Here is an 8,221-nt window from a genome sequence, read left to right on the forward strand (position 1 = left end):
CCAGGTCGCGGCCGCAGCCCCCGCCCCCGAACGCAGCAGGGTCGCCAGTCCGGGTCCGGCCGGCACGGACCTCACCCCTCGGCCTCCTGCTCCTCCGAGCCCTCGTCCTCGGCCCCGGTGTCCTCAGGGGCCGAGGCCAGGCGTTCGATCGTGGGCAGCACGACGCGGGGCGGCATCGCGTCGGTCGCGCCGGCCCCCGGCCCGTAGTGCCCGACGGTTCCCGCGATGCGCGCGCTGAGCGCCAACGGCACCGCCACCTGACCGCTGACCGACTGGACCCCGTCGACCGTCGTGAGCTCGGCCACGGCGTCGGCGTCCTGACGGATGCGCTGGACGAGGCTCACGTCGCTCAACGCCCCGCCGGCGACGACCGCGCCGACCGACCTGGTCTGGGCCGCGCGGCTGATCTCCAGGGCCGACGCGAGCATCAGCTCGGCGCGCTCGGTCTCCTCGGCGGCCTCTTCGGCGGGGGCGGACTCGAGGGCGGCCTCGGCCTGCTCGACCTCGTCGATGCTCACGGTCGGGCCGCCCAGCACGACCACGGCGTCTGCCGGGCCCGTGATCTCACCGTCGAGGGTGATCAGCTCGGCCTCGACGAGCACGTCGACGACGAGCTCGGAGGTCTCGGCGCGGGAGTCCGGGGACGCCGGGTCGGCCGTGGTCAAGGACTGCACGAGGGCCTCGGCGAGCTCGACCCCCGTCCCGGCGTCGTCGGCCGGCACGGGGTCGAGGTACTCCAGCAGGGTGCCGGCGATCTGCTGGCGGAAGGACTGCTGAGCGGGGTCGGTCCACGCCTCGGTCACCTGGACGGCGCCGGTCACCGTGCCTCCAGCCTGCTCCACCCGGGACACGACGGCCTCGAGCACCTCGGGCTGGACGTCTGCGACCTCGATCACCGCGACCCGCCGCTCGCCGAGGACGTCGGCGAGCATCGCCGGCGCCATCTCGTCCACGGCCGTCTCGGCGTGGCCGAGCTCGGCGAGGGTGCGGTCGAGCTCGACGCGGAGCTCGTCCTTCTCGGTGCGGAGCTGCTCGACCTGGCCGGTCAGGGTGTCCCCGATGCTCTGCTCGAGGGGACCCGCTCCCAGGGCGATCCCGACCGCGAGGGCCAGGAACACCGAGATGAGCGAGACGAGGTGGTAGCGGAAGTCGATCACGATGGGTTCTCTCGATCAGTGGCGTACGGGTGCATCAGGCACCGCCGCCGAAGAAGACCCGGACCGACGACAGGACGTCGTCGGTCCAGGCGCCGAACAGGCCGAACATGGTCTGCCCCGCGACGGTCGACGCGAGGGCGACCCCGAGGGCGAAGAGACCGGCGATGACGAGCAGCCCGAGCTGCCAGGACGAGATGCGCTGGCGGTACAGGCGGGACACGCCCTTGGCGTCGATGAGCTTGCTGCCCACGCGCAGCCGGGTGAGGAAGGTCGAGGCCATCCCGGACCGGCCCTTGTCGAGGAACTCGACCAGGGTCGCGTGGGTGCCGAGGGCGACGATGAGCTCGGCGCCCTTGTCGTCGGCCAGGAGCATCGCGACGTCCTCGCTCGTGCCGGTGGCCGGGAAGACGACGTGCTTGACGCCGAGCTTCTCGACGCGCTCGACCCCTGGGGCGCGTCCGTCGCGGTACGCGTGCACGACGATCTCGGCCCCGCTGGTCAGGGCACGGTCGGAGACCGAGTCCATGTCGCCGACGATGAGCTCGGGCCGGTGACCGGCCTCGAGGATCGCGTCCGCCCCGCCGTCGACCCCGATGAGGACCGGCCGGTACTCCTTGATGTAGGGGCGCAGCGCGGCGAGGTCCTCCTTGTAGTGGTACCCCCGCACGACGATGAGGGCCTGCCGACCTTCGACGACGGTCTCGATGTCCGGCACGCCGACGCCGTCCAGGAGGAGCTCGCGCTCCCGGCGGAGGTAGTCCATGGTGTTGGCCGCGAACGACTCCAGCTGGACCGCGAGACCGGCACGGGCCTCCTCCATCGCCGCCGCGACGGTCGCCTCGTCCTGGACGACACCCTCGGCGACGAGCTGGTCGCCGTCGTAGACGCTCCCCTCCTGGATCCTCACCTCGCGCCCCTCGGTCAGGGCGAGCACGTCCGGGCCGAGGTCGTCCACCAGGGTGATCCCGGCCTGCACGATGATGTCGGGCCCGAGGTTGGGGTAGCGGCCGGAGGTCGACCGGGCGGCGTTGAGGACGGCGCGAGGACGGCAGGCGATCAGCGCCTCCGCCGAGATCCGGTCGATGTCGAGGTGGTCGATCACCGCGACGTCACCGGGCCGCAACCTCTTGGTCAGGTTCTTGGTCCGGGGGTCGACGCGGACCGGACCGTGCAGTCCGGGCTCATCGGGCGCAGGGCGGCGCTGGCGCAGGCGGAGTCTCATCGGGGGTCATCGTCCCACGACAGAGCGCTCGAGGAGCTCAGCGGCATGCTCGAGGGCCGAGGTCGAGTCCTCCTGGCCGGAGAGCATCCGTGCCAGCTCGGCCACCCGCTGTTCACCTTCCACCAGGCGCACGTCCGAGGCCGTCACCACGTCGGCGCCTGCGTCCTGGGACTTGGTGACCACGAGGTGCTGGTCCGCGAAAGCCGCGACCTGCGGCAGATGGGTGACGACGACGACCTGGGCCTCGCGGCCGAGTTCGGCGAGCCGTCGCCCCACCTCGACCGCCGCGCGGCCACCGACCCCTGCGTCGACCTCGTCGAAGACGAAGGTGGGCGGGCGCGCCGCACCTGACGTCGGCGCGGTCGCGAGGGCGACCTCGAGGGCCAGCATCACCCGCGACAGCTCACCTCCCGAGGCGCCCTGTCCCAGCGGTCGGGACGGGGCCCCGGCATGGGCCGCGAGCCGCATCGAGACCTCCTCGGCCCCCCACGCCCCGAGGGCTCCGACGGGCTCGAGGACGACCTCGAGCCGCGCCGCGGCCATCGCGAGCCCGGCGAGCTCCTCGGTCACGGCAGTGGCCAGACGGTCGGCAGCCTCGGCGCGGGCGGCACTCAGGCGGTGACCGTCGGCCTCGAGGGTGGCCTCGACCGCCGCGAGCCGGTCGCGGACCTCAGCGGTGCGGTCCTCACCCCGGTCGAGGTCGAGCAGCTGATGACCGGCCTCGTCCGCCCACACCATGACGTCGGCGAGGGTCCCCCCGTGGCTCCGGGCCAACGTGGTCAGCTCGGCCCTCCGTGCGTGCAGGGCCTCGAGCCGCGCGGGGTCGGACTGGACGCCGTCGGCGTAGGCGCCGAGCTCGACGGTCACGTCGTTGACCAGGTAGCCGACCTCCGCGAGGCGCCCGACCAGGGCGCCCAACGCCTCGTCGTGCTCGGCGACCTGGTCCAAGGTGCGTCGCGCGTGCTCGACGGCGGCGACAGCCCCCTCGAGCCCTGTCGCGTCCTCAGGTCCCGCCAGCGCCAGCTGCGCGGTCAGGGCCGCGGTGCGCAGGTCCTCGGCATGCCCGAGCCGAGAGGACTCCGCGGCGAGGGTCTCGTCCTCGCCCGGCTGGGGTGCGATCCGTTCGACCTCGGCGAGCCCCAGGCGCAACAGCTCGGCCTCGCGCGCCCGGTCCCGCGCGTGGGTCACGAGGTCGTCGAGCTCGGCTTCGAGGTCCCCCCGCTCGGACCACGCGGCACGGTAGGACGCGAGGACCTCGAGGTGCTCCGGCCCCGCGAACGTGTCCAGCGCGAGTCGCTGCCGGCTCGGGGAGCGCAACCGCGCCTGGTCCGCCTGGCCGTGCACGGTGACGAGCTCCTCGGCGACCTGGGCCAGGACCGCCTGGGGGACGCCACGGCCCCCCAGATGGGCGCGGGACCGTCCCGCAGCCGCGACGGTGCGCACGGCGAGCAGCGTCCCGTCCTCGTCGAGCACGGCCCCGGCCTCTTCGGCGCGCGTCGCCGCCGGGGACGCAGGGTCGACCACGAAACGCCCCTCGACCGTCGCCTGGGGGCTCCCGGCGCGGACCGTGCCAGGGTCGGCCTTGCGGCCGAGCAGGAGCGAGAGGCCCGTCAGGACCATCGTCTTGCCAGCCCCGGTCTCCCCCGTGATGGCGGTCAGCCCCGGACCCAGCGGCACGGTCGCGGACCCGATCACACCGAGGTCCTCGATGCGGATCTCCTCGATCACCGGAGCCCCCCGTCCTCGGCGGGCACGTCCTCGCGCTGCCGTGAGCCGTTGACCCCGCGCCCTCGCCAGCCGCTGACGGGCAGGGCGAACCGCGACACGAGTCGGTCGGTGAACGGCGCGTGGGACATCCGTGCCAGCCTGACCGGGACGTCGCTGCGTCGGACCTCGACCCGCGTGCCGGTCGGCAGGTCGATCCTGCGGCGACCGTCGCAGGTCAGCACTGCGTCGCTCATCGACCGCGCGAGGACCTCGACCGCGAGGACCGAGGTGGGGCCGACCACCAGGGGCCGCGCGAAGAGCGCATGGGCCGAGACGGGGACGAGCAGCATCGCGTCGACGTCGGGCCACACCACGGGGCCGCCGGCCGAGAACGCGTGCGCCGTCGATCCTGTCGCGGTCGACATCACGACGCCGTCGCAGCCGAAGGAGGACAACGGACGTCCGTCGACCTCGACGACGACCTCGACCATCCTCGCCCGGTCGGACTTCTCGACCGTCGCCTCGTTGAGGGCCCAGCCCACCTCGACCTCACCGTCGGGGCGCAGGACGCGAACCTCGACCGTACGCCGCTCCTCGACGTCGTACTCACCGCTCGCGAGACGGCGGACCGCCTCACCGATGTCCTCCCGCTCGCTCTCCGCGAGGAAGCCGACGTGACCCAGGTTCACGCCCAGCAACGGGACGTCCGTGCCGTGCGTGAGCTCGGCGGCTCGCAGGATCGTCCCGTCCCCGCCGAGGACGATGACGACCGCCAGGTCCGAGACCTGAGCGAGCTCGTCCTCGTGGACAGGGGCCATACCTGCCGCCTCGAGGGCCGCGACCGCCTCGGCAGCAGCCGCGACCGCCTCAGGGCGACCGCTGTGGTGGACGACGAGGGCGGACCGGGTCATGGTGCTCCTTCCACGAGGGTAGGTGCGCCGGAGCGCACCGCCGCAGCGACAGCCGGTCCTAGCGCGCCCTGGGCCGGTGCGTCCTGGACCGTGGCGGGAGATGGCCCCGAAGGCTGCAGCCAGAGGAAGTACTCGCGGTTGCCCGACTCCCCCGTGAGCGGGCTCGGGAGGACGGCTCGGACCCGGGCCCCGCCAGACCGGGCGAGCTCGGCGACACCGAGGACAGCCTCGACCCGCTGCTCGCAGGAGTGCACCACGCCGTCGGAGCCCAGCCGCTCCCGGCCGACCTCGAACTGCGGTTTGACCATGACCAGGAGGTCCCCCGCGGGGCGGACGACCTGCATCAGCGCAGGCAGGACCAGTCGCAGCGAGATGAAGGAGAGGTCTGCCACGAGCAGGTCGACCGGGCGCCCCACCTGGCCGAGATCGAGGTCGCGGACGTTGACCCCTTCGCGCAGCTCGACCCGAGGGTCTGCACTCACCTCGGGGGCCATCTGGCCGTGGCCGACGTCCACGGCGAGCACGTGCGAGGCACCGCGCTCGAGGAGCACCTGGGTGAAGCCACCGGTCGAGGCCCCTGCGTCGAGGCACCGCGAGCCGTCGAGGCTCACCGCGCCGGCGGCGAGCTCCTCCACCGCGTCGAGGGCGCCGATCAGCTTGTGCGCGGCGCGGGACACGTAGTCCGTGCCCTGGTCCTCGACCTCGAGCAGGTGGTCGGGGCCGACGGGCTGCGCCGGGCGGGTCGCGGCCGACCCAGCCACACGCACACGCCCCTGGCCCACGAGCTCCTGCGCACGGGTCCGTGAGCGGGCCAGGCCACGACTGACCAGCTCGACGTCGAGGCGCCGGGTCGTCACGACCATCACTCGCGGGTCTCGGCGAGCCGGTCGGACAACGCTCCGTGCACCGCGTCGAACAGCGCGACGTGCTCACGAACTGGACGGTCGCCAAGACCCTCAAGGGTCGACAAGGCAGCGTCCACGGCCTGGTCGCCGGTCGCCTGCAGCTCGTCCACCTGGTCCTGCACTCGTCCTCCTCGATGTGACGGCTCAGGCCGTCACCCAGAGCTCGCGTCGTCCTGGCCTGCCACGCTACCTGCCACGACGGGACTTCAGGACTCGTGCACAGGCATGTCCGGGACCGAGTCGGCGTCCACCGGCTCACCGGCGTCGCGTGCGGCCCACACCGCGGCGCACGCCGATCGGACGAGGTCGATCGAGACGAGCCCCGCCCCAGCACCCCTCCCGAGGTCGAGCACCCCGTCGCGCACACGTGCCGCGGAGTCGCCGCAGACCCACCACCCCTCGCTACCGACCACGGGTGCGGGGTGCGGCTCGAGCAGGCAGCGCAGGTCCACCCCCAGCAAGGAGGGGCGCTCACCGGCCTCGGAGAGAACAGCGTCGCGAGCGGAGCTCACACCGGTCAGGACGTGCAACCCCGGGTAGTCCGCGGCGCGCGCACCGGCGAGATCGGTGTCCAGCCTGTCGCCGATGACGAGCGGACGCTGCGCCTGGGCACGCTCCACAGCGAGCCTGAACATGGTCGGGCCAGGCTTGCCTGCGCTGACCGGCTCGGCGCCGGTCGCGGCCACGACCGCGTTGACGAGCGCACCGTTGCCGGGCGCGAACCCGCGCTCGTTCGGAAGCGTCAGGTCTCGGTTGCTCACCACGTGCAGGGCACCACGCTGGACCGCGTACGCCGCCTCGGCGAGCCTGGCCCACCCGAGCTCGGGAGAGAATCCCTGCACGACGGCGTCGGGCTCGTCGTCCGCGGACTCCACGACGACGAACCCTGCTGCGCGGACGGCTGTGAGCAGGCCAGCACCGCCGACCACGAGCACACGGGCCCCGGACGGCACCAGGTCGGTCAGGACCATCGCCGCGGCCTGCGCCGCCGTCATGACATCAGCGGGCTCAGCAGGGATGCCGAGCTCGCTGAGCTGACGCGCGACGGACTCCGGCTCGCGGGACGCGTTGTTCGTGACGAAGACCAGACCCATCCCGGCAGCACGTGCGGCGACGAGGCTCTCGGACGCGTGCGCGATGGGCTCGGGGCCCCGGTACGCGACGCCGTCAAGGTCCACCAGCGCCAGGTCGTGGAGCTCCGCGAGCGGGGTGAGGACCTCGAGCAGCATCAGCGGACCTCCCCCGTCGGCCGACCTGCTCCACGTGCCGCAGCTCCATCCTCGACCGTGTCGTCCTCGAGGTCGAAGACCACCACGTCCTCCTTCTCCTCGCCCCCGGGGTTGATGGCCTGCAGCACCTGGGCCGCCTCGTCACCACGACCGGCGGCGGTCAGTGCCGACGCGCGTGCCTCGGCCACGCGGGTCGACAGCTCCGGGTCGAGAGCCGAAGAGAGGTACGGAGACAGGACGGCCAGTGCGGCGTCGGGGTCACCGAGATCCACCCGGGCACCGCTGATCACGATGGCAAGCTCAGCCTTGAGCTCGTCCGGAAGGTCCCGGGCACCGTCCTCCTGAGCCAACGCCAGCGCACGATCAGGACGCCCGAGGCCTCGCTCGCAGTCGGCCATCAGGGGCAGATGCTCGTCGGAGCCGTTGAGCCGGCGCACCGTGCGCAGCTCGCGGAGTGCCTCCGCGTACCGTCCTGTGCGGTAGGCGGTGATGGCAGCAGCCTCGCGGACGACGTCGACGCGACCCGCGCGACGTACCGCTGCCTGAGCGTGCTCGTAGGCGAGCTCAGGATCCTCGTCCAGGAGGCGGCCCGCCATGACGAGGTGCTGAGCTACACCGTCGGCGTTCTCCCGGCTCAGGGTCCGCAGTCGTGCTCGCGCCGCACGGTCGAGGTCGGAGGCCTGGACGTCCTCGGGGATGGCCGGGGCGGCTGCCGCGCTCGCACGCACCGGGCGGTCCTGGCCGGGTCGGCCGTCGGTCGGTCGCGCGCCCCGAGCGGGAGCGCCTCGTCCACCGGCACTGGCTCCACCACCGCTGCGGCTCCGATCACCCGCACCGCGGGGCCTCCCGTCGTCTCGTCCGCCGCCCCCGCCGCGCGGAGCACCTCCACCGGACCTGCGTGCCTCGCCTGCCTGCATCATCATTCCTCTCTTGACACCTGGCTCATGGTCTCACGCCGTCCATCAGCGACAGGCGTCGCCCCAGGCGTCAACCATCCGGGGGTGAACGCAGAAAGGGCCACCCCTATGGGGTGGCCCTTTCTGAAAAGGTGTTCGGCGGCGACCTACTCTCCCACACAGTCTCCCGTGCA

The 8,221-nt window shown here is 73.0% G+C and carries 8 protein-coding genes; all 8 read right to left on the reverse strand.

The window, feature by feature from the left end:
• Positions 1-71: 71 nt before the first annotated feature.
• Positions 72-1,157, reverse strand: coding sequence for a copper transporter (locus L0B03_RS10520; protein WP_250445750.1), 1,086 nt, complete (start codon positions 1,155-1,157; stop codon positions 72-74).
• 34 nt (positions 1,158-1,191) lie between these two features.
• The gene (gene steA / locus L0B03_RS10525; protein WP_250445751.1) at positions 1,192-2,379 is read right to left on the reverse strand and encodes a putative cytokinetic ring protein SteA; all 1,188 of its coding nucleotides are present in this window, start codon (positions 2,377-2,379) and stop codon (positions 1,192-1,194) included.
• A 6-nt stretch (positions 2,380-2,385) separates the two neighbouring features.
• On the reverse strand, positions 2,386-4,107 hold the full coding sequence (gene recN / locus L0B03_RS10530) for a DNA repair protein RecN (RefSeq protein WP_250445752.1): 1,722 nt from the start codon (positions 4,105-4,107) through the stop codon (positions 2,386-2,388).
• Complete coding sequence (locus tag L0B03_RS10535) at positions 4,104-4,997, reverse strand: NAD kinase (RefSeq protein WP_250445753.1); 894 nt, start codon at positions 4,995-4,997, stop codon at positions 4,104-4,106. Before L0B03_RS10535 ends, recN begins: the two co-directional genes overlap by 4 nt.
• Positions 4,994-5,860 carry a TlyA family RNA methyltransferase gene (locus tag L0B03_RS10540; protein ID WP_250445754.1) on the reverse strand — a complete coding sequence of 289 codons (867 nt, stop codon included), beginning with the start codon at positions 5,858-5,860 and terminating at the stop codon, positions 4,994-4,996. Before L0B03_RS10540 ends, L0B03_RS10535 begins: the two co-directional genes overlap by 4 nt.
• A complete protein-coding gene (locus L0B03_RS10545) occupies positions 5,860-6,024 on the reverse strand; it encodes a hypothetical protein (RefSeq protein WP_250445755.1) in 165 nt (54 codons plus the stop codon). Before L0B03_RS10545 ends, L0B03_RS10540 begins: the two co-directional genes overlap by 1 nt.
• Positions 6,025-6,108: 84 nt before the next feature.
• On the reverse strand, positions 6,109-7,131 hold the full coding sequence (locus L0B03_RS10550; protein ID WP_250445756.1) for an HAD-IIA family hydrolase: 1,023 nt from the start codon (positions 7,129-7,131) through the stop codon (positions 6,109-6,111).
• On the reverse strand, positions 7,131-7,859 hold the full coding sequence (locus tag L0B03_RS10555) for a hypothetical protein (protein ID WP_250445757.1): 729 nt from the start codon (positions 7,857-7,859) through the stop codon (positions 7,131-7,133). The genes L0B03_RS10550 and L0B03_RS10555 overlap by 1 nt, the downstream gene beginning before the upstream one ends.
• Between the last annotated feature and the right edge of the window lie 362 nt (positions 7,860-8,221).

This window comes from Actinotalea sp. C106, from assembly GCF_023630195.1.
Lineage (GTDB): Bacteria > Actinomycetota > Actinomycetes > Actinomycetales > Cellulomonadaceae > Actinotalea.